Genomic DNA, 23,828 nt, shown 5'->3' with positions numbered 1-23,828 from the left:
GAACTCCTTGTGTTCGGATTAATCAATAAGCCGAGCGCGTATTCTACACAAAAAGAACAAAAAAGCAAAGGATGATTTTTGAACGAATGCAATAATAGCAAGGTTGGCAATCGTTTACCTAAGCCAGAGTTCATTGTAATTAAACCTGGCTTAAGTCTATTTTATTTAGGAAAATTGAGCAATTTTTTCACTCAAATCATCCAACATTTCATAACGTTTTCGGTACATCGAACGTTTTTTGCTGGCGATTTCTTCCAGTGGTTTGCGAGCACTTTTAAGCGGTAATTGCCAATATTGATCTTTTAATTGCCCTTGGTTTTCCTGCCAAAATTCATCGTAATTGAATAGAATTTTACTGCGCGCAGATAAACGGTATTTGCCTTGTGAAGTGTGAGGGATACCGATTAATTCGCATTGCCATTTTTCAGCTAACAAGCGGAAAACATTCATCAACATAAACATCGGGCGAACACCGTGTAATTCTTTTGTGGCTTGTTTCACGGCTTCTTGAGCGTCTTCATAAGAGGGCCCTTGAATAGAGGCAATAAGTAACTTATTTGGTTTTAAGAAGGTGAAAGATGCGTCATAGATGCTACGCCCATTATTGTCTTTTAAGTTAATGGAAAAATAACCTTCGAAAGGGTCAATCTGGTTGATATTGAAATAAATACCAAGCTGTTCTGTTAATTGTACTAATAACAGGGATTTTTCTTGGATTAGTTTTTTACAAAATTCTACACCCATTTTTTCTTCAATCATCAACAGATTATTGATAATGGCATTGAGTCGATCTGTTGCGGAAAAACGTTTGTCACAATAGGTTGCGAGCAATGCATTAAAACGATATGGATTTTGTTGAAAAAGCGGAATCCAGGTTTGATTATCATTTAAGAAATCAACCAGTGCATCACATTGTTTTTTAAATAAAAATTTGCGTCCGTAATAACGGGCTTTATCCCTTAACTGTTTTTTTAATGGATGATTACAAGAATCGGGTAGTAATTCTTGAAAGGTCGCGAAAGTAATAGTTTGTTTTGCTGTCATAATGGATAAAGTGCGGTTATTTTTTCAAACGTTTTTTATTGGGTAAAATCATGCTGATTTTTGACCGCACTTATTGTACCTGTATTCCATGGTTTTTCCAATTAACCATCAATAAAGGTGGTTCTTTACTTGCCTATTTTTCGATTTCTCCTTAATATGCCAAATCCTACCTTGAATTTATGCAACTCATCCCCATATTCAATGAAATTATAGAATTGATGTAAGAGAGATAATTATGAACGCCAAAAGAACTCAACAACGTACACTTCCTGTATTGCCATTACGGGATGTTGTCGTTTTCCCTTATATGGTGATGCCACTTTTTGTTGGGCGTGCAAAATCGATTAGCGCCCTTGATGAAGCCATGAATGAGGGCAAACAATTATTATTGGTGTCACAAAAGCAAGCGGATTTAGAAGAACCTACCGTTGATGATGTATTCGATGTCGGGACGATTGCGAATATTATTCAATTATTAAAATTGCCAGACGGCACAGTGAAAGTGTTGGTGGAAGGGCAACAACGCGCGAAAATCAATCAATTAAATGATGGTGAAGACCATTTTTCTGCGGAAGTTACACCGATTGAAACCACATTTGGTGATGAAAAAGAATTAGATGTGGTGAAGGCAGCTGTTTTAAATGAATTTGAAAGCTATCTTCAACTCAATAAAAAAATTCCTGCAGACGTTTTAGGTGCATTACAACGCATTGATGATGCCGATCGTTTAGCGGATACCATGGCTGCGCATATTCCAGTAACTGTTCGCCATAAACAAAGCGTATTAGAGCTTGCAGATGTGCAAGAGCGTTTAGAATACTTGCTCGGCATGATGGAATCTGAAGCGGATATTCTTCAAGTTGAAAAACGTATTCGTGGCCGTGTGAAAAAACAAATGGAGAAAAGTCAGCGTAACTATTATCTTAGCGAACAAATTAAAGCGATTCGCAAAGAAATGGACGAAGGCGAAAGCGAAGATACCATTGATGAAGTTGAACAACTTCGTCAAAAGGTTGAAGCGGCAGGTATGCCGGCAGATGTGCGCGAAAAAGTAGAGAGTGAGTTACAAAAACTCAAAATGATGTCAGCGATGTCTGCTGAAGCAACGGTGGTGCGTAGCTATGTTGAGTGGATGCTTCAAGTGCCATGGCATAAACGTACTAAAGTGAAGAAAGATATCGCAAAAGCACAACAGGTTTTAGATGCGGATCACTACGGTTTAGAACGTGTGAAAGAACGCATTTTAGAATATCTTGCAGTGCAAGCACGTCTAAACAAAATCAAAGGTCCAATCCTTTGCTTAGTCGGGCCACCAGGGGTAGGTAAAACCTCACTAGGTCAATCTATTGCCAATGCAACAGGTCGTAAATATGTGCGTATGGCATTAGGTGGAGTACGTGATGAAGCAGAAATCCGTGGTCACCGTAAAACTTATATTGGTGCATTACCGGGTAAATTGATTCAAAAAATGGCAAAAGTTGGCGTGAAAAACCCACTCTTCTTGCTTGATGAGATCGATAAAATGTCTTCGGATATGCGTGGTGATCCTGCGTCAGCCTTATTAGAAGTGCTTGATCCAGAACAAAATACTACCTTCAATGATCATTATCTTGAAGTTGACTACGATTTGTCTGATGTGATGTTTGTGGCAACCTCAAACTCCATGAATATTCCTGGTCCATTGCTAGACCGTATGGAAGTTATTCGTCTTTCTGGTTATACCGAAGATGAAAAACTCAATATTGCGATGCGTCATTTGTTGCAAAAACAAATTGAACGTAATGGATTGAAAAAAGGCGAATTAACCATTGAAGAAAACGCCATTTTAGATATTATCCGTTATTACACCCGTGAAGCTGGTGTGCGTGGATTAGAGCGTGAAATCTCTAAAATCTGTCGTAAAGCGGTGAAGAATTTATTGGTCAATCCAAAAGTGAAATCCATTATCGTTAATTCAGATAACTTGCATGACTATCTTGGTGTGAAACGTTTTGAATTCGGTAAAGCGGATACGCAAAACCGTGTAGGCGAAGTAACAGGCCTTGCGTGGACAGAAGTGGGCGGTGACTTACTGACCATTGAAACCGCTTCAGTAGTGGGTAAAGGTAAATTAACCTTCACCGGTTCATTGGGCGATGTGATGAAAGAATCTATCCAAGCAGCGATGACTGTAGTCCGTGCACGTGCTGAAAAATTGGGTATCAATTCTGAGTTCCATGAAAAACGTGATATTCATATTCACGTGCCAGATGGTGCCACACCAAAAGATGGTCCAAGTGCAGGTATCGCAATGTGTACCGCATTGGTTTCTTGCTTAACGGGTAACCCAGTGCGTGCCGATGTCGCAATGACAGGTGAAATCAGCCTACGCGGTAAAGTATTACCAATCGGCGGATTAAAAGAAAAATTACTTGCGGCACATCGTGGTGGCATTAAAACTGTATTGATTCCAAAAGATAATGTGAAAGATTTGGAAGAAATTCCAGATAACGTGAAAGAAAATCTTGCGATTCATGCGGTAGAAACCATTGATGAAGTGTTAGGCTTAGCGTTAGAGAATCCACCGGAAGGCATTGAATTCGTGAAAGTGGAAACGAAAGCGAAAGCACCACGCCGTAAAGCTGCGACTAAAACAGCAAGAGCGGTCAATTAATGACTTATTTTTTTAGGGCTTGTGAAAACAAGCCCTTTTGACTTTTAATTATGCAAAAATTTCCTCCTCTTTCCCTTTATGTTCACATTCCTTGGTGTGTGCAGAAATGCCCTTATTGTGATTTCAATTCGCATGCACAGAAAGGCACAATTCCTGAACAAGAATATGTGCAACATCTGATCGCCGATCTTGAGACAGACTTAGAGAAATATCAGGCTAGTATTCAAAATCGTCCACTTCATTCAATTTTTATTGGTGGTGGCACGCCGAGTTTATTTTCAGCGGAAAGTATCAAGTTGTTATTAGCAGAAATTCAACGTCGTATTCCTTTTTCAGAGAATATTGAAATCACCATGGAAGCCAATCCTGGCACTGTCGAAGCGGAGCGTTTTAAAGGCTATGTGGATGCTGGCGTAACGCGTATTTCCATGGGCATCCAAAGTTTTAATGACGATAAATTACAACGTTTAGGGCGTATTCATAATGTGGCGGAAGCTAAAAGTGCGGTCAGTTTGGCGAAAGTTTCTGGATTAAAAAGTTTCAATTTGGATTTAATGCATGGCTTGCCAAACCAAACGCTTGAGGAAGCCTTAGATGATTTGCGACAAGCCATAGAGCTTGCTCCGCCACATCTTTCCTGGTATCAACTCACCATTGAACCCAACACCATGTTTGCTTATCGTCCGCCTACATTGCCGGATGATGATGATCTTTGGGATATTTTTGAGCAAGGTCACCAACTTTTAACTGAAGCCGGTTATCAGCAATATGAAACATCCGCTTATGCGAAACCAGGCTTTCAGTGTCAGCATAATTTGAATTATTGGCGATTCGGGGATTATTTGGCGATAGGCTGTGGCGCACATGGAAAACTCACTTTCCCTAATGGCGATATTTTACGTTGTTCTAAAACGAAGCATCCAAAAGGGTATTTGCGAGGTGAGTACCTTTATGAAGAAAAAAACGTGGAAAAAAATGACCGCGCTTTTGAATTCTTCATGAATCGTTTTCGTTTATTGGAGGCCGTGCCAAAACAAGAGTTTGAACATTACACCAAGCTTTCGCAAAGTGCGGTCAAAAATCAAATTGATTTGGCCATTCAGCAAAATTATATCGTCGAAACACTAGATTCTTGGCAAATCACCGAACACGGAAAATTGTTTTTGAACGAGCTGTTAGCACTTTTTTTAGATGAATAAAATTTTTTCATCATCACGAATAAATTTTTACACTTGTTTATTTAATAGTGTCGTATTAAAGTAAAGCAAACGTTTACGTTGTTATCCACGATTTAAAAGGGAGAGAAAAATGGACCAATTAGAAATGAAAAAATTAGCGGCACGTGCGGCGTTAAAATATGTTAAGCCCGATACCATTGTTGGCGTGGGAAGTGGTTCAACAGTGAATTGTTTTATTGAAGCCTTAGGTGAATTAAAAGATCAAATTCAAGGCGCGGTAGCAGCATCTAAAGCCTCAGAAGAATTATTACGTAAACAGGGCATTGAAGTGTTTAGTGCTAATGATGTATCTAGTTTAGATATTTATGTGGATGGCGCAGATGAAATCAATCCACAAAAAATGATGATCAAAGGCGGCGGTGCGGCACTGACTCGTGAAAAAATTGTGGCTGCTTTAGCGAAAAAATTTATTTGTATCGTGGATTCTAGTAAACAAGTGGATGTGTTAGGTAGCACGTTCCCATTACCAGTAGAAGTAATTCCAATGGCACGTTCACAAGTCGGTCGTAAATTAGTCTCTCTTGGTGGCGCACCTGAATATCGTGAAGGCGTGGTGACTGATAACGGCAACGTGATTTTAGATGTACATAACTTCGCTATTTTAAATCCAGTGGAAATGGAAAAAGAATTGAATAATGTCGCAGGTGTAGTAACAAATGGTATTTTTGCCTTACGTGGGGCGGATATTGTGATTGTCGGTACACCAGACGGCGCAAAAATTATTGATTAATAAAAATAAGGAAGCAAACATGACAAACAAAGTCTCACTCGACAAATCAAAAATTAAATTTGTGCTATTAGAGGGCGTGCACCAAAGTGCATTAGATACCTTGCATGCGGCGGGCTACACCAATATCGACTTTTACAAAAAAGCTTTAGATGGTGATGAGCTAAAAGAAGCCATTAAAGATGCGCATTTTATTGGCTTACGTTCTCGCACCCAATTAACCGCTGAAATGATTGAAGCGGCGCCTAAGCTGATTGCTATTGGTTGTTTCTGTATCGGTACTAACCAAGTGGATCTTAATGCAGCCAAAATGCGTGGGATTCCAGTATTTAATGCGCCATTCTCTAATACCCGTTCTGTGGCTGAATTAGTGTTGGGTGAGATTTTGCTCTTAATGCGCAATATTCCTCAAGCGAATGCCGATGTGCATCGTGGTTTATGGAATAAATCGGCAGTGGGTTCTCATGAAGTGCGCGGCAAAAAATTAGGTATCGTGGGTTACGGCCATATCGGTTCGCAATTAAGTATTATTGCGGAATCTCTAGGGATGGAAGTATATTTCTACGATATTGAAAATAAATTGCCATTGGGTAATGCAAAACAATTACACACACTTGAAGAGTTATTGGGTTCTTGTGATGTGATTTCGCTTCATGTACCAGATTTACCTTCAACTCGTAATTTAATGAGTGCTGAACGTATTGCGCAATTAAAACAAGATTCTATTTTGATCAATGCGGCACGTGGTACGGTAGTGGATATTGATGCTTTAGCAGCTGCACTTGAACAAGGTAAAGTTCGTGGTGCAGCGGTTGACGTATTCCCTGTTGAGCCCGCATCAATCAATGAAGAGTTTGTTTCGCCACTACGTAAATTTGATAATGTGATCTTAACCCCGCATATCGGTGGTTCAACCGCGGAAGCGCAAGAAAACATTGGTTTTGAAGTAGCGGGTAAATTTGTGAAATATTCAGATAACGGTTCAACCCTTTCTTCCGTGAATTTCCCTGAAGTATCCTTGCCAGAACACGTTGGTACAAAACGTTTACTTCATATTCACGAAAATCGTCCTGGTGTATTAAACAAATTGAACCAAATTTTCGTTGAAGCTAATCTCAATATTGCAGCACAATTTTTACAAACCGATCCGAAAATTGGTTATGTGGTCGTTGATATCGAAACAGATGATGCGTCACCGTTATTGGCTAAACTTCGTGAAATTGAAGGTACAATTAAAGCACGTGTATTGTATTAATTTGAAAAATTAAGTAAAAACTGACCGCACTTTGTGTGGAATGGAAAGCAAAATGGGCAAAGTAAGTTAGTTTACTTTGCCCATTTTTATTAACTGTTTGCAGCTAACATTTATTTGATCATCGCCTTAAATAGATTACGGCGATCAGAATTAAATGTCGGCTGTGCGGTTGGTATGGATAAAACCATACGCAAACAATCTTGTGTGAGTTGAACTGCTTGCTCATTAGTCAGATTTGGATCGAGCGGTGAATGCAAGGAACAACTTAAATATTGCGGTACATTTTCAAGACTACTAACGGTGAAAGTAAGTGCTTTGTAAGGCAGTTGCACAGTGAGTTTATCACCTAATTCACGTGGTTCCCATTGTTGTTGAGGGCCAGGTAGAATCACCACACTCATCATCCACGGGGTTAATACTGTGCCGATCCATTGGTCTTCGAATAAAACAAATTTAGGGCAGAAGCACTCGATGCCTTTGTGATAAAAAGGGAGATCTTGCATTTCAGGTACAATGTTTTGCATTTCGGCAAGGAAAATCTCCGTTGGGTTTTCTTCAAAGCCAGTAACAGAGGTTAAAAGTGCGGTAGGGTTTTTACTCGTAAATCCTGAAGATTTACTCGCTCCTTCAGAGCCGTTGGCAAAGCCAACGTTCAAAAAGCTTTGCTTTTTGTCAGGTGTTTTTTCGTGTCGATACATGGTTTATTTTTCACATAAAACTTAATTAAATTAAAGCACGCATCAAAAGATGCGTGCTATGAGTGATTGGCTATTAAATTCCTTGCTATTCTAAATAGTGGGCGTTAAGCCGTATTCCTTAATGACTTGATTTAACGTTTCAAAAACCTTTGGTAACACGCTTTGTATCGTTTCCGTTAAACCAATTCCAGATTCTAGCGATTCTGGTTGGATGCCGATGAGACAAAGGTGTTTGGGAAATTCATCCGTTAATTTCATTGCAGAAAGTACATCACAAATGCCGAGTTGATGTGGCGAAATTTTGCGAGAGAAAAAGGTGGGCACTTGCTCGTCATGTAACACGACAATCTCACCTGGCTGTTTATTAGCAAGCACGGCATCGACAATAATCAAATGCTCGCGGTTTGCCATCGCATCCAGTAATTCCATGCCACAAGTACCACCATCGATGATGTCAAAGTGCGGTTGAATTTCAGGGCGTTTTTCAAGCTCCTGCACCACGCGCACACCGACACCTTCATCGCTCAACAAAATATTTCCGACGCCAAGAATTAACGGCTTCATTACAACACCTTCACTTCAGTGACTTCGCCGTTTTCGGTATTAACTACGTGTACGGCACAGGACATACAAGGGTCGAAAGAGTGAATGGTTCTGACCACTTCTAACGGTTTAGTTGGATCTGCCACTGGTGTACCAATAATGGAAAGCTCATAAGGACCCATTTGGTCTTGTTCATTACGCGGACCCGCATTCCATGTAGATGGTACAACGGCTTGGTAGTTTTCAATGCGCCCGTCTTTGATGACAACCCAGTGAGAAAGCATACCACGTGGTACCTCACCGAAACCAACACCACGGAATTCACCGCTTGCTGGAATATCTGTTTTGATATACGCCGTCATATCACCTTTAGCGATATTATCAATGAGCATTTGCCATTGAGCGCTTAAAATGTCGTTGATCGCACAGCAATGCACGGTACGACCGATAATACGTCCAAGGGTAGAATGTAATTGATCGGTAGTTAACGTGTTACCAGTCAATTTTTCATAAATGCCTTTTAATTCATTGAAGTGGTTGACAGTTGGCGTGTCATTCGCAGCCAAACCACACATTAAATAGGCGAGAGGACCCACTTCGACAACTTTACCGTAGAAGGTTGGTGCTTTTACCCAAGAGTATTTACCATCATCTTGCCAGCCGGTATATTTCGGACGAGTTAAGCCCGCCCAAGGTTCTAATGGCTCATCATCTTCGTACCAAGCGTGTTTACCACTTTCTTTAATACCTTTTACAACAAACTCGTCTTTTTGTTGGTCGATTGCACGGAAAGTCGATAAATCACCATTTTCGATATAACCACCTTTTAACATGAATTTAGAGTTATCTGCATCAATTGGGTATTCTGGCACAGATAAGTAGTTACCCGATGTTTTACCTAAACTTAACCATTCAGGATAGTAAGCCGCAAATACTGCTGCATCTACTTTATACACTTGGTTGATAAAGTCAGTTAAGCGATCGATACACGCTTTCACAAACATGAGGCGTTCTTGGTTTAGTACTGCTTGGGAATCTAAGTTAATTGGGTTTGCTACGCCACCAATCGCTAAGTTTTGAATATGTGGTGTTTTACTACCGAGTAATGCCACCACGCGGTTAGCATCACGTTGACATTCAAGAGCTTGCAAATAGTGTGCAACGGCAATGAGGTTGACTTCTGGTGGAAGTTTCATTGCTGCATGACCAAAATAACCGTTAGCGAAAATACCAAGTTGTCCGCTGTCCACTAATGCTTGGATTTTTTTCTGTACGTTGCGGAATTCGTTAGCACTGTTTAATGACCATGTAGAGACACCTTTTAGCATATCTGCCGCTTTTTCAGGATCTGCTTTTAGTGCAGCGGTGATATCCACCCAGTCCATCGCGGAGAGTTGATAGAAATGTACGATATGGTCGTGAATGCTGTGGGCAGCAAGAATCATGTTACGAATATACTGTGCATTGACGGGAACTTTAGCGCCTATAGCATCTTCTACAGCACGTACGCTGATAATCGCGTGTACAGTGGTACATACGCCACAAATACGTTGCATAATCATCCATGCATCACGTGGGTCGGCACCTTTTACGATATTTTCCATACCTCGCCACATGGTACCAGAAGACCAAGCATTGGTGACAACACCGTTTTCAATTTCGCAATCAATACGTAAATGACCCTCAATACGGGTAATTGGGTCAATTGAGATACGTTTTTTTTCTGACATTATTCTGCTCCGCTAACTTTTTTGCTGAATGCCGCTTTTTCGGCAATAATTTTTTCTGAGTCTTCGGTATGTTTTTCTTTAAATACCGGTAATACAGGGAATAAACGAATGATTAAAATATAGGCACATACTTCAATAGATACGAAACCGATTGAAATAAGCAATTCTTCCGCAGATGGGAAATATTGATAGCCGTTGCCCGGATTATACATGATAAGCGAGTAGTTCATACGCCATAATGCTGCACCGAGTAACATGCTTAATGCCGAAATAAATAACCAACGGGAATCTGATTTTTTCTCCCCGAGGAAGAGGGTCAGTAACGGTAATACCATCAACCAGACTTCCATCCAGAACATCCATGCTTCAAATTTAGTTAATTTATCGAAACCTACAACCATTTGCAGTTTGTCGTGATAAATCAACTCACCAAAACGCACCGCTAAGAAACAGAAAATTAATCCAGCGGTAACGCGTGCCAATTGAGTAAATAAATGACGTTCATCTGGTGTTTTTCCTGCAAGACCCGCTTTAACTAAAGAACCCTCAAAAATCACAATAGAGAAGCCCATAATGAAAGCTGTCAGCAAGGAGAGAATTGGTAGTGCTTCATAGCTTTGCCATACCGGATGGACTTTGTGACCAGCTACAATCATCAAGGAACCCATTGAAGATTGGTGCATCATTGGTAACAAGGCACCCAAGGCAATAATGAAAAACATGATTTTATTCAGTTTATTAAACCATTTTTTCAAGCCGAAGAAACCAAGCCATACAGGGGCAAATTCTAGGGTCACCACGATGATATACACCGTCATACAAAATGCCGTTTCAAATAGAACGGAATTCGTGTTGAACTGCCCTGGAATGTAGAAATACGGTAAATGCCAATAACGCCCCATATCAATGGTGATAGATAAACCACCAAGGGAATAGCCGAATAAACTTGCAAGCAATGCTGGGCGAACAAGAGCGTGATATTTCCCTTTATTGAAAATATACACGGTCCAAGCGAGTGCCCAACCGCCACAGGCAAATCCTGTACCGACAAGTAAGTCAAAGGCAATCCATAAACCCCAAGGATAACCGCCATTAAGTGCGGTCACAGAACCAATACCGAAAACCAAACGTTTTAAAATTAATAAAACGCAAAGCACAGCAAGTGGTGCAAAAAAGAGAATTGCGGCAGAAACAAGGCGACCGCCTACCGGACGTGGATTACTCATGATGCTCATCCTCCGCTTCTTCGATTTCCTTGCGTGCCTGACGCATGGCTTCTTTTTGTGCTGCAATACGCTCAGCGATTTTATCGCCATGCATATTTTTGTAAGTCATAAAGGTTAAACCAGCCAGTGCGACTAATGGCAATGCTAAACCGCGATACAAGAAGTGTTGTAAATGCGCTGCACGAGAACCTGTCGCGACTTCATCTAAGTCTGGTAAACCAAGGTTAGCAAAAGGTACACCACTTAAGGCAAGTACTTGTGTACCACCACCTTCTTTTTCACCGTAGATGTGATATTGATATGCTGGCACAGTAGCACGGTATTTATCTGTGCTATTGACGTGTTGACGTGGGTAATCATATTCAGTACCACGTAATAAGCTTAAACGGCGTTTTGCTTCCGCCAATAATTCTTCACGTGTACCAAAAATAATGGCACCAGTCGGACAAACATGACAGCAACCAGGTAATTCACCTTTGTCTAGGCGTTCAACGCCTTTTTGGTTACAGAGTTCACATTTGCTGATTTCACCGAATGGATTGTCGTAGTCGTATTTTGGTACATCAAAAGGACAACCCACCATGCAATAACGGCAACCAGTACAAATATCGGGATCGTATTTCACGATACCCGTTTTTGGATCTTTGGTGAGTGCTTGAACAGGGCAAACGGCAACGCAGTTAGGGTCAACGCAATGCATACATTGTTTTTTCACATAAGCATAACCGTTTTCGGTTTTGTCTTTATTTGTGCCGTCACCATCACTCCATACTTGAATCACGTTACGAGTAAACGGTGTGAGTTTGTCGTTATTTGACCAAGTTTGATCACCTTTTGGATTCACGGGTGTGTGGTTCACGTTTTGACATTCAGCCACGCATGCCTGACAACCTACACAAAGGGTAGAGTCATAAAGCATTCCTAGTGCACCGGGAATAGGCTCAACCGCTTCCGATGCCTGCACATTTGATACAGGCAAAGTAGATGCGATTCCGCCAAGCATACCCGCTTTTAGAAATTTTCGTCTATCCATTATTATTTACCTGTATGTTCTTCTTTCTCTGCAGCTTTAGCTTCAGAACGAGCTTTATGTTGAGCGCTTAATTCGCGTAAGGTCACAACACTCACGCCTGCTAGGATTGCAGCTGCACCGCCTAATAAACCAATAGCTGTCATGGTTGCACCTGAACCCTCGGTGTTGTTGACGTCTGGTTTTTCAACGCGTGGTGTTGGATTTTCTACGCCTGCTAATTGGAAAATACCTTTGGTAAAGCCGACACCTTTTTCGTTACAACCATAGCAAGGGTGCCCGATACCGACCGGCCAGTTATTACCGCCGACATCGCAGAATTCTAAGGTAGAGCAGTTGCCGTAAGTTTCTGGCCCTTTACAACCAAGATGATATAAACACCAACCGTTGCGGTGACCGTAATCACCGTATTCTTTAGCGAAGCGACCTGCATCGAAGTGCGGACGACGATAGCAGTTTTCGTGAATTAATCGATCGTAAGCGAATAATGGACGATTTAATTTGTCCATTGCAGGTAGTTTCTTATAAGTAAGAATATAAGCGACAGTTGCAAGGAAGTTGTGTGGATTTGGTGGACAGCCAGGAATATTGATTACTGGCGTGCCTTTTGGTAAGACTTCAGATAAGCTGCTTGCGCCAGTTGGGTTGCCACCGCTAGAAGGTACGCCACCCCATGCCGCACAAGAACCGATCGCAATAATCGCGGCAGCCCCTTTAGCGGCTTCTTGGATGTGTTCTACAATCGGTTTGCCTGCTACCATACAATAGACGCCGCCGTCTTTTACCGGAATAGATCCATCTACGACTAAAACATATTTTCCATAATACTGTTTAATTGCATTGTGTTTATTATCTTCAGCTTGTTCCCCGAAGGCTGCAGAAAGGGTTTCGTGGTATTCTAAGGAAATCATTTCCAATACCAAGTTTTCTACTGTTGGGTGGGTCGCACGTAGCAAGGATTCAGTACAACCCGTACATTCTTGCGCACCAATCCATAATACTGGTGGACGTTTAGGTTCGGTTAAAGCAGCAGTCATTTCTGCACCCGCTTTTGAACTTAACCCCATAGTCGCCGCAAGTGCGGTACATAACTTCATAAAATCCCGACGGGAAACTTCTGCTAAAGCAGAAAATAATCCATCACTTCGTTGCATATAATCACTCCAATTGGCACGTTACTTGTATGGTTAATTTAACTATGATATGCCTTGATGCGGGAAATTTATTTGATCGTAATCAAAAATACCCTTATTTTCCTTACAAAATAAGTGGGTAAGTGATTGTTTTTACTTAGTTATTGAGAATGATTGTTATTTATTTGCGCCACATTCACTTGGAGTCCATTTTTTGTACACTAAATCATAATAATAAAGTAAGGATTTGGGCTCAGAAAAATTTCGTGAATATTGACCGCACTTCTGGCTGATGTGAATGGGGAAGATGGATAAAACTAAATTCTTGGTTTTATTGATTTTTATCAACAAAATATTGTCTAAGTGAATAGATTTTATTGTGCTTTTCCCTATACTGAGTAGGGAAAATTTTCTATGGAGAAACAATGATGAATATAGTTGTGGGTATTGTCCTTCTCAGTTTAGCTTTCACTATTTCAATGTATAACAAACTGATTAAAAAACGTAATCAGGTGAGTAGTGTTGAAGCCAGTGTGGATGTTCAGTTGAAACGTCGTTATGATTTGTTGCCAAACCTTGTCGCCACCGCTAAGGAATATATGTCGCATGAGCGTAGCCTGCTTGAGCGTATTGTGACGTTACGTGAAAGTGCTAAATCAGCCCATTCTACAAGCGAGAAATTCCAACTCAATAATGAGATTTCGGGTTTATTGCGTAATTTACAGGTTCGTCTAGAAAATTATCCGGATCTCAAAGCCAATCAAAATCTTTTGCAAATTCAGACCACACTTAGTGATGTGGAAGAGCAAATCTCTGCAGCAAGACGTACTTATAATTCAGCAGTTGAAGAGTATAACAATGCTGTGGAAATGTTCCCGTCAAATTTAATTGCAAACTTGTTTAATTTCCAGAAAGGAACATTTTTTGATATTCCTCAGAATGAAGCTGAAGTGCCTAATGTGGGTAATTTATTTAAACAATAAGTGGAAAAACCATGAATACACCAAAAGAAATTGAAGGGATTCGTTTTCTGGGATTAGAAAAGTTAGATGAGGAACGTTTAGCCATAAAATCCCTCATCAATAAATGGATTATTATGCTATGCGTTGGGTTATTTTTCCTCATTGGAACGATAGGGAATGGGTATCTATTAAGTACAGCATTGATCCTTGGTGTGCTCATTTATTCTTTTCGTCATTTATTTTTTAAATATAAGCGTTTTATCGCAGAATTTAAAACTCGCGTGATTAATACAATTGTCCAGGAATTTGGTTTCCAGTTTAACGCAGATAGAGGACTGAATATTGGTGATTTCCTCTCCATTTATGATAGTGGTCCCGCGACCTTCCGTAGTGAGGATTTAATCTTTGGTGAGTTTAACCAAACTGAAGTTGAAATCTGTGATTTTTCAGCATTTAACATGTCGTTGAAAGAGAAATCCGTTAAAGCATTAGGTGCTCAGAATTTCCAAGGCATTTTATTTAAAGCCACTTTCCCTAAAGAGCTGACTCATTGGGTTTATGTTTGTGATAAGAAAGAAGCAGGTTTAAGAAAAGAAGGTGAAATTGCCTTGATGGATAATCCGTCTTTTAATCGCTATTTTGATGTATTTACTGAAGATCAAATCTTAGCCAGATATGCTTTATCGCCTAAGTTAATGGAACGTTTTTGTGGATTGAAAGAGAAATTTAATTGCCCTATTTCGATGGTACTTCGTAACCGAGAAGTGATTATTGCGCTTAATTTAGGAAAGAATAGTTTTGAACCGTCCTTTGAAAAGTCATTGCTAGAAGACAATACGATTCGTGATTATATTTCGAGTATCAAAGGCTTTACAGATATGGTGAAAGAACTCGGGTTAAATAACCATATTTGGAAATAAGTGTTAATGTAATAAAAGACGAGTTTAGATAAAAACTCGTCTTTTTGTTTTATATGCTATGTACTTGTTTATTGGGTTTTTAACACCGAAAATTTTGACCGCACTTTTATTTCGCAAAATAGTCAGTTTTTTGCTATAATTCCGTACAATTTTCATTACAAAATAGAGAAAAACTATGTCAGAAACACCGGTTACAGAAAATGCTTATGGTGCATCAAGTATTAAAGTCTTAAAAGGGCTTGATGCGGTTCGGAAACGTCCGGGCATGTATATTGGGGATACCGATGATGGAACAGGCCTACACCATATGGTGTTTGAGGTAGTGGATAACGCGATCGATGAAGCGCTTGCCGGCTATTGTTCCGATATTATCGTTACTATTCATGATGACAATTCTGTTTCCGTGCAAGATGACGGCCGTGGTATTCCAGTAGATATTCACCCAGAAGAAGGGGTTTCTGCGGCTGAAGTTATTATGACCGTGCTTCACGCGGGTGGTAAATTCGATGATAACTCTTATAAAGTATCAGGTGGTTTACACGGCGTGGGTGTTTCGGTAGTAAATGCACTTTCTGATAAATTGCAATTAACCATTCGTCGCCAAGGTCATGTGTACGAGCAATTCTATCACTTAGGTGAGCCTCAAGGGCCTTTAACTATTATCGGTGAAACGCAAGCGACGGGTACAACGGTGCGTTTCTGGCCAAGTCCAGAAATCTTTGCGATTACAACTTTCGATTACAAAATTTTAGCAAAACGCTTACGTGAGCTTTCATTCTTAAACTCTGGCGTATCGATTCGTTTAATCGACAAACGAGATGGCACAGAAGATCACTTCCATTATGAAGGTGGTATTCAAGCATTCGTTGAGTATTTAAATAAAAACAAAAATCCAATTCACCCAAAACCGTTCTACTTTTCAGCGGAAAAAGACGGAATTGGTGTGGAAGTCGCATTGCAATGGAATGATGGTGTAAACGAAAACGTTTATTGCTTTACCAACAACATTCCACAACGTGATGGTGGTACTCACTTAGCCGGTTTCCGTGGTGCATTAACGCGTAGCTTAAATAACTATATGGAAAGCGAAGGGTTGCTGAAAAAAGAGAAAGTGAGCACATCAGGTGACGACGCTCGTGAAGGTTTGGTTGCGATTATTTCGGTGAAAGTGCCCGATCCTAAATTCTCTTCACAAACAAAAGACAAATTAGTGTCTTCTGAAGTGAAAAGTGCGGTTGAATCTGCTATGAATGAGCGCATGCAGGAATATTTATTAGAAAATCCAGCCGATGCAAAAATCATTGTAAATCAAATTATTACAGCCGCGCGCGCGCGCGAAGCAGCACGTAAAGCCCGCGAAATGACTCGTCGTAAAGGCGCATTGGATATTGCAGGCCTTCCGGGTAAATTAGCGGACTGCCAAGAAAAAGATCCAGCACTTTCAGAACTTTACCTCGTGGAGGGGGATTCTGCGGGTGGTTCGGCAAAATCAGGTCGTGATCGTAAAACCCAAGCGATTCTGCCATTAAAAGGTAAAATTCTTAACGTTGAAAAAGCGCGTTTTGACAAAATGCTTTCTTCTCAAGAAGTGGGCACATTAATTACAGCGCTTGGCTGTGGTATTGGCCGCGATGAATATAATCCAGATAAATTACGTTACCACCACATCATTATCATGACCGATGCGGACGTGGACGGTTCACACATTCGTACGTTATTGTTGACCTTCTTCTATCGTCAAATGCCAGAATTAATTGAGCGTGGTTACGTGTATATTGCTCAGCCGCCACTTTATAAAGTGAAAAAAGGTAAACAAGAGCGTTACATCAAAGATAACGACGAAATGGTGCAATATGAATTAATGCTTGCACTTGATGGCGCAGCGTTGCACATCAGTGCTAATGCACCAGCAATGAATGATTTAGTGTTCGAGAAATTAGTGAGTGAATATAACAATGTTCAGAAATTAATTACGCGCTTAAGTCGTTACTATCCAGAGCCATTATTACAAGGTTTGGTTTACCAACCACAATTAACCGTTGAGTTAATGCGTAGTGAAAGTGCGGTCGAAAATTGGGCGAATGCTTTTGTGGCATACTTAACTGAAAAAGAAACAGAAGCACATTTATATTCAGCAAGAACGCAATTTAACAGCGAACGCCAAGTATATGAGGCCGTCATTACCGTTCGTAAACACGGTATTGATACCGATTACTTCATCAACTTTGATTTTGTAACGGGCAATGAGTTTGCGAAGATTACCGCCTTCGGTCAGCAAGTGAATGGTTTACTAGAAGAGGGCGCTTACGTCACTCGTGGTGAAAAAACGCAACCTGTTCAGTCATTTGAACAAGCTGTTGAATGGTTGATGAAAGAATCTCGCCGAGGCCTAGAAATCCAACGTTATAAAGGGTTAGGTGAAATGAACGCTGAACAACTTTGGGAAACCACTATGGATCCAAATGCTCGTCGTATGTTAAAAGTATCGATTAAAGATGCTGTCGCCGCAGACCAACTCTTCACCACATTAATGGGGGATGAAGTTGAGCCGCGTCGTGAATTCATCGAAATGAATGCGTTGAGAGCAAATCTAGACGTTTAGTCTAACACTCAAAAATATCACTACAAATGACCGCACTTAGGGAATCCAAGTGCGGTATTTTTTTGAGTTAGATCACAAAAATAAAAATAATTCTCAATTCTATCTATTTTTTTATTTTATTCTTTTCTATAATTCTGCCAATTTTGCTATTTAAGGATAACAATATGAAAAAGAATACATTTTTAGCAGTGACCTATGGAATTTTGCCTATTGCTACGACATCCATTTCTCCATCTTCTTTTGCAGAAGAACAATTAGAGACGATTAATGTTTCTACAGAATTGGATGATTCAACAAAAGCCAATCATTCTGAAAAGAAAACGGCAAAGATTATTCAACAAGAACTCATTCAAAATAACAAAGATCTTGTGCGTTATAGTCCTGATGTTGGGGTTGTTGATCAAGGTCGTCATCAAAAAGGTTTCGCTATTCGTGGTGTAGAGGATAATCGAGTAGGTATTAGTATTGATGGCGTAGCATTACCTGATTCTGAAGAAAACTCACTTTACAAACGTTATGGCAACTTGAATACTTCTCGGCAAAGTATTGATCCTGAATTAGCTCGAACCATTGATATTGCTAAAGGTGCGGATTCTTTTAACCAGGGGAGTGGTAACATTGGTGGGGGGGTTAATTATCGCACCCTTGAACCTTTTGATATTGTAAGAAACGGTCGAAAATTTGGCGCGTTATATCGTACTGGTTATGCATCTCGTAATACTGAGTGGACTAATACTTTAGGTGTGGCATATGCAGGCGAAAAAGCAGAAGCCTTATTGCTTTATTCCAACCGCCATGGACATGAAATGAAAAGTGCTGGTGGTTATACCATTTCTGAAGACTCACTTTATACTCGTTCTCGCGGTTATGGAAAACAGACACCTGATGATTCAACACATAATAATCATAATTATTTAGCTAAATTTGCATATCGTTTTAATGATAACCATCGAGTTGGAATTTCTTATAGTGGTTCACGCAATAAAAATTATATTATTGAGGATTCTGCAACATCATATGACAGATGGAGAGAAGCGGACGATCGCGCTAAACGAGATACAGTCAATGTGTTTTATGAATATTTACCAGATTCAAAAGTAATAGCTTTAGTGAAGACAGATGTAGATTACCAAAAAACACAAACGGCAGCCTATAATTATGAAGGTTCTCGAGCACAAGATGCCAAACCTTGGAGTCCTGCAAAACCAGCAGAGCCAAGTGATACAGATCTTCGTTTCTTTAATACTAGATTTAAACAGATCAATTTTCGAGTAGATAGTCAACCATTTGATTTATTTGCAAATCATACATTCTCATTAAGAACATCTTTCTCAGAGCGTAAGTTTGATGTGCTTCATAAAGATTTAGATTATGTTCCTTTCCCGTATTACGGGGATCCTAAAAGATGGGTTCAGGCAGCTGATTCAACTATGATGAATCCAATTAAAACTCATCATCATTATGTATCTTTGCATGACAATATGGAGTTTACACCAGAATGGAAAGGACATTTAGGTGTTCGTTACGATTGGGCAAAACATGCACAGCAGGATTTAGGTAGTTTAAAATGCGATGAATGTGTTAAAAACAATGATGCGAAATTCCATAATATTAGCTGGACAACAGGCGTTGAAAAAATAATCAATGATAATTGGAAATTAAGTTATAACATTGGTTCTGGTTTCCGTATGCCAAATGCTTCAGAAATGTATTTTGATTATAGAAATAGCAATTCTGGTAAGTGGATATCAAATCCAAATCTTAAAGCAGAAAAAAGTTTAACTCAGAATCTTAACTTGGTTGGAAAAGGAAATTTAGGTGAGCTTTCTCTTAATTTACATTATACCCGTTATAAGGATTTCTTATTTGAACAAGAAACTGCAGAGCATTACACTGAAGAAGATCCATTTACTGGCGACACTTTGCATAAATGGAACCCCGTTCAACAAATGCAAAATAGTGATGCTGCTAAAATCTATGGTATTGAATTCACTGGCAAACTTAACTTAAATGAAGTTACGCCAATGCCAAATGGCTGGAAATTATTTAGTTCTTTAGGCTATAGCAAAGGAGGCATGTCTAATGGGGCAAGTTTAATGTCTCTTCAACCGATTAAGGCAATTATTGGCTTGGACTATGAACAGCCTGAAGGTAAGTGGGGAATTTTCTCTCGATTGACTTATCTTGGCGCAAAAAAAGCTAAAGATGCTCAATATGGTGATGTTGTTGCAAAATGCCCTGTTCCTGAAGTGCCTTATTATTATGGTACAACAAGATGTCCAACAACCCCGAATACCTATACAGAGTTAAAAACTTGGAAACACTTAAATAACAAAGCTTTTGTATTTGATATGTTTGGTTTCTATAAACCAACAGAAGATATTACTTTACGTGCGGGTGTTTACAATATATTTAATCGTAAATTCCATACGTGGGATTCTTTACGTGGTTTGAATGATACTGGTGGAGTAGTTAATTCCGTAGGTGTTGATCCTAATGGAAAATATGGTGGTTATCCAGGACTTCAACGTTATTATCAACCAGGTCGCAACTTTGCAGCTTCTATTGAAATTCGTTTTTAATTATTAAATTTTTTATAGCAAAGTACGCATAGTAATGTGCGTACTTCTTTTTATTTTAGGAGCAATCATTATGATGATAGATAAACGCCTAATTAACACGGTGGCCGACAGTAAAAAATGGATTGGCATCACAGTGTTATGGAATTGGGTGGCGTTAATTGGTGGGATTATTAGTGCCGTCGTGTTTTCTTATATTTTACAGGCGGCTTATTTTAATGAATTGGGCCCGATAAGTGCGGTCATTTTGGGTATCGTTTTAATTGCTGCTTTGGCGTTGCGTGCCTTTGCAGGTAAAAAATCGGTGCAGGCCTCTTATTTTGCCAGTACGAAAGTCAAACATGAGCTGCGTAGCCTCATCTATCGCAAATTGGCTTCGATGCCACTTAACCAAGTGAATCAACAATCTACGTCAAACATCATTCAAGTGGCTTCAGAAGGCGTAGAACAACTTGAAATCTACTTTGGGCGTTATTTGCCTCAGCTTTTTTATAGCTTGCTTGCTCCGCTCACACTCTTCGCTTTTCTGATCTTTTTCAGTTTTAAAACAGCCGTGATTTTGTTGATTTGTGTGCCACTTATCCCGATGTCGATTATTGCAGTGAATAAAATTGCGAAGAAACTCTTAGCAAAATATTGGTCCATTTATGTGGGGTTAGGCAGCAGTTTCTTGGATAACCTACAAGGTTTAATCACACTGAAAATCTATCAAGATGATGCTTATAAAGCGAAAGCAATGGATGAAGAAGCGGAACATTTCCGCAAAATCACCATGAAAGTGCTTACCATGCAGCTTAACTCAGTGTCACTGATGGATTTACTTGCTTACGGTGGTGCAGCGATCGGGATTTTAACGGCCTTGTTGCAATTCCAAGCCGATCAATTAACCGTATTAGGCGTCATTTTATTTATTCTGCTTTCTTCTGAATTCTTTATTCCGCTTCGTTTATTGGGTTCTTTCTTCCATGTGGCGATGAATGGTAAAGCGGCATCAGATAAGATCTTTACATTGTTAGATACGCCAGTGGAAACTCAAGCACAAGCGGTCGATTTTGCAGCGAAAAATGCCATTCAGGTGGATATTCAAGATCTGCATTTTGCTTACAGCGAAGAGAAGCCTGCGATTGTTGGCTTAGATTTAAGCATCTTACCAAATCAGCTTACGGTATTTGTGGGTAAAAGTGGTTGTGGTAAATCAACCTTGGTTTCATTGCTAATGGGCTTTAATAAGGCGCAACAAGGCAAAATTCTATTCAACGGTCAAGAAATTCAAGAGATTGATCGTCATTCGTTTTATGAAAAAGTCTCATTGGTTAGCCATAGCAGTTATGTGTTTAAAGGTACGCTGCGTGAAAACATGAAGATGGCGAAAATCGATGCTACAGATGAACAAATTTATGCGTGTTTAGAACAAGTCAATCTGGCGCAATTCGTACGAGATAATGGTGGATTAGATATGCCGCTATTAAGCCGCGGCGCGAATTTATCTGGCGGTCAAATTCAACGTTTAGCTTTAGCGCGTGCTTTATTACACAATGCCGAACTTTATATTTTTGATGAAGCAACCAGTAACATTGATGTAGAAAGCGAAGAAATTATTTTGCAGTTCATTCAGCAATTTAAACAACAAAAAACCATTGTGATGATTTCTCATCGCTTGGCCAATGCCGTGAATGCCGACTGCATTAACGTGCTTGAACAAGGCAAATTGATTGAGCAAGGCACGCATAAAGAGCTAATGGCAAAACAAGGCGCGTATGCTGAAATGTTCCAACAACAAAAAGATTTAGAACAAATTAGAGAGGTGGCAAATGCGTAAAAATGGTTTTGTTGTAATGGGGCATTTGTTGAAATTAGTGACCCCACTGGCGCATATCATGGCGTTTACTATCACCATGGGAACGCTCGGTTTCCTTGCTGCCATTTTTATTATGGTGCTTGGGGCGATGGGGTTAGTGAATCTTCTCAACTTCGACACCCATTTAAGTTTTTCTGGAATTTTGACCGCACTTATCGTATTGGCGGTCGTTCGTGGTGCATTGCGTTATTTAGAGCAAATGTCAGGGCACTATATTGCTTTTAAATTATTGGCATTATTGCGTGATAAAGTGTTTTCCTCTTTGCGCCGTTTGGCTTTTGTGAAGTTGCAAGATAAACAAGCGGGGCAATTAGTGTCCTTGGTGACAAATGATATCGAATTGCTCGAAGTGTTCTATGCGCACACTATTGCACCGATTATGATTGCGTTCTTTACTTCTGCGATTTTATTGCTGGTCTTTGCACATCTTTCAGGTTGGTTTGTGGTTGTGGCATTAGTCGCTTATTTAACAGTGGGCGTGATTCTACCCATTATTACCACCAAATTGGCGCGTGAAGATGGCAGACGCTATCGTGAGCTAGTGGGGGAAATGAATGACTTCTTCCTCGACAGTGTGCGTGGTATGAAAGAAATTCAACTTTTCGGCTACGCAAAACAACGTTTAGATGAAATTCAACAGCGCAGCCAAAAAATCGATACGGCTTTTGAACGCATTAAAGACCAAGAAGCGAAAGTGCGAGTTTACACTGAAGTGACGGTATCGGCGTTTAACATCATTATGTTATTCACCGGCTTAATTTTGTTTAGCCTAGATAAAATTGATTTTTCTGCCTTTTTAATTGGCGTGATTTTATTGATGTCTAGCTATGGCCCGGTTATTGCGTTAAGTAACCTTTCAAGCAACTTGTTACAAACCTTGGCTTCAGGTGAGCGAGTATTGAGCTTGCTAGCAGAAGAACCAGAATTAAAAGACGTAGAAAGTGCGGTCGATTTGAAGGATGTTTCTCGCATTGATGTTGAGAACGTAAGTTTTGCTTATGGTGAAGAACAAATTTTATCGGATGTTAGCTTGTCTGTGAAAAAGGGTGAAATCTTAGGGATTCATGGCAGAAGTGGCAGCGGTAAAAGTACCTTGTTAAAACTGCTGATGCGTTTTTACGATCCTAAATCGGGTAGCATTAAAATTAATGGCGAAATCTTACCGAATATCAACACCCGTAGTTTGCGAGACAATATGGCGTACATTACCCAGCAAACCTATATTTTCAACGAAACCATCGAGGAAAATATTCGCCTTGCTCGCCGTGATGCAACGTTAGACGAGATTATGGAAGCCGCGAAGAAAGCGTCAATTCATGATTTCATTTTGAGTTTGCCCGAAGGTTATCAAACTAAGATGACCGAATTAGGCGGCAACCTGTCTGATGGTGAAAAACAGCGTATTGGTATTGCTCGTGCATTCCTACACAACGCACCGATTATTTTACTCGATGAGCCGACTAGTAATTTGGATAGCTTAAACGAGGCGATGATTTTGAAATCGTTGTTGAACGTGAAAGCAGAAAAATTGATTATTCTCGTGAGTCATCGCCAATCTACCATGGCTATTTGCGATCAGGTGATTGGCATTGAGAATGGTAGAATGTCGTAAGGCAGTGAGAAAAAGAGC

17 protein-coding genes are annotated in these 23,828 nt (G+C 40.0%); 10 read left to right on the top strand and 7 right to left on the bottom strand.

The features are described from left to right. Positions 1-165: 165 nt before the first annotated feature. On the bottom strand, positions 166-1,044 hold the full coding sequence (locus INP93_RS02400; RefSeq protein WP_197545028.1) for a VirK/YbjX family protein: 879 nt from the start codon (positions 1,042-1,044) through the stop codon (positions 166-168). Between the two features lie 235 nt (positions 1,045-1,279). Between INP93_RS02400 and lon the strand changes: the two genes are divergently transcribed. The 4 genes from lon to serA all read left to right on the top strand — a co-directional run bounded on the left by lon (position 1,280) and on the right by serA (position 6,917). Beyond that, positions 1,280-3,697: an endopeptidase La gene (gene lon / locus INP93_RS02395; RefSeq protein WP_070775119.1), complete on the top strand. Its 2,418-nt coding sequence runs from the start codon at positions 1,280-1,282 to the stop codon at positions 3,695-3,697. A 50-nt stretch (positions 3,698-3,747) separates the two neighbouring features. After that, on the top strand, positions 3,748-4,896 hold the full coding sequence (gene hemW, locus INP93_RS02390; RefSeq protein ID WP_197545027.1) for a radical SAM family heme chaperone HemW: 1,149 nt from the start codon (positions 3,748-3,750) through the stop codon (positions 4,894-4,896). A gap of 109 nt (positions 4,897-5,005) precedes the next feature. Continuing rightward, entirely contained in the window at positions 5,006-5,665 is a 660-nt protein-coding gene (gene rpiA / locus INP93_RS02385) for a ribose-5-phosphate isomerase RpiA (RefSeq protein ID WP_049364295.1), read from the top strand. A gap of 19 nt (positions 5,666-5,684) precedes the next feature. Then, entirely contained in the window at positions 5,685-6,917 is a 1,233-nt protein-coding gene (gene serA, locus INP93_RS02380) for a phosphoglycerate dehydrogenase (protein WP_049369724.1), read from the top strand. A gap of 110 nt (positions 6,918-7,027) precedes the next feature. Here the strand turns inward: serA and hybE are convergent, their stop codons facing one another. From hybE to hybO, 6 genes are all read right to left on the bottom strand, one after another. Then, entirely contained in the window at positions 7,028-7,615 is a 588-nt protein-coding gene (hybE, locus tag INP93_RS02375) for a hydrogenase-2 assembly chaperone (protein WP_197545026.1), read from the bottom strand. A gap of 90 nt (positions 7,616-7,705) precedes the next feature. Continuing rightward, positions 7,706-8,179, bottom strand: a complete 474-nt coding sequence (locus INP93_RS02370; protein ID WP_197545025.1) for a HyaD/HybD family hydrogenase maturation endopeptidase — start codon at positions 8,177-8,179, stop codon at positions 7,706-7,708. Beyond that, complete coding sequence (gene hybC / locus INP93_RS02365) at positions 8,179-9,888, bottom strand: hydrogenase 2 large subunit (protein ID WP_049365051.1); 1,710 nt, start codon at positions 9,886-9,888, stop codon at positions 8,179-8,181. The genes INP93_RS02370 and hybC overlap by 1 nt, the downstream gene beginning before the upstream one ends. Next, positions 9,888-11,114: a Ni/Fe-hydrogenase cytochrome b subunit gene (gene hybB / locus INP93_RS02360; RefSeq protein ID WP_005695037.1), complete on the bottom strand. Its 1,227-nt coding sequence runs from the start codon at positions 11,112-11,114 to the stop codon at positions 9,888-9,890. The genes hybC and hybB overlap by 1 nt, the downstream gene beginning before the upstream one ends. Continuing rightward, positions 11,107-12,147: a hydrogenase 2 operon protein HybA gene (gene hybA / locus INP93_RS02355; protein WP_049383968.1), complete on the bottom strand. Its 1,041-nt coding sequence runs from the start codon at positions 12,145-12,147 to the stop codon at positions 11,107-11,109. Before hybA ends, hybB begins: the two co-directional genes overlap by 8 nt. Before the next feature lie 2 nt (positions 12,148-12,149). After that, positions 12,150-13,298: a hydrogenase 2 small subunit gene (hybO, locus tag INP93_RS02350; protein WP_049380266.1), complete on the bottom strand. Its 1,149-nt coding sequence runs from the start codon at positions 13,296-13,298 to the stop codon at positions 12,150-12,152. 404 nt (positions 13,299-13,702) lie between these two features. Here hybO and INP93_RS02345 point away from each other — a divergent pair, with 404 nt between their 5' ends. The 6 genes from INP93_RS02345 to INP93_RS02320 all read left to right on the top strand — a co-directional run bounded on the left by INP93_RS02345 (position 13,703) and on the right by INP93_RS02320 (position 23,810). Continuing rightward, positions 13,703-14,260, top strand: a complete 558-nt coding sequence (locus INP93_RS02345; protein ID WP_232087614.1) for a LemA family protein — start codon at positions 13,703-13,705, stop codon at positions 14,258-14,260. 11 nt (positions 14,261-14,271) lie between these two features. Further along, on the top strand, positions 14,272-15,159 hold the full coding sequence (locus INP93_RS02340) for a DUF3137 domain-containing protein (RefSeq protein ID WP_197545024.1): 888 nt from the start codon (positions 14,272-14,274) through the stop codon (positions 15,157-15,159). 175 nt (positions 15,160-15,334) lie between these two features. After that, positions 15,335-17,761: a DNA topoisomerase (ATP-hydrolyzing) subunit B gene (gene gyrB, locus INP93_RS02335; RefSeq protein WP_197545023.1), complete on the top strand. Its 2,427-nt coding sequence runs from the start codon at positions 15,335-15,337 to the stop codon at positions 17,759-17,761. A gap of 164 nt (positions 17,762-17,925) precedes the next feature. After that, on the top strand, positions 17,926-20,343 hold the full coding sequence (locus tag INP93_RS02330; protein ID WP_197545022.1) for a TonB-dependent hemoglobin/transferrin/lactoferrin family receptor: 2,418 nt from the start codon (positions 17,926-17,928) through the stop codon (positions 20,341-20,343). 70 nt (positions 20,344-20,413) lie between these two features. After that, positions 20,414-22,159, top strand: coding sequence for an ABC transporter ATP-binding protein/permease (locus INP93_RS02325; RefSeq protein ID WP_197545021.1), 1,746 nt, complete (start codon positions 20,414-20,416; stop codon positions 22,157-22,159). After that, on the top strand, positions 22,152-23,810 hold the full coding sequence (locus INP93_RS02320) for an ABC transporter ATP-binding protein (RefSeq protein WP_197545020.1): 1,659 nt from the start codon (positions 22,152-22,154) through the stop codon (positions 23,808-23,810). The genes INP93_RS02325 and INP93_RS02320 overlap by 8 nt, the downstream gene beginning before the upstream one ends. Positions 23,811-23,828: the final 18 nt, after the last annotated feature.

Origin of the sequence: Haemophilus parainfluenzae, assembly GCF_014931415.1 — a bacterium.
GTDB lineage: Bacteria > Pseudomonadota > Gammaproteobacteria > Enterobacterales > Pasteurellaceae > Haemophilus_D > Haemophilus_D parainfluenzae_AF.
This window is presented reverse-complemented; position numbering and strand designations above follow the sequence as displayed.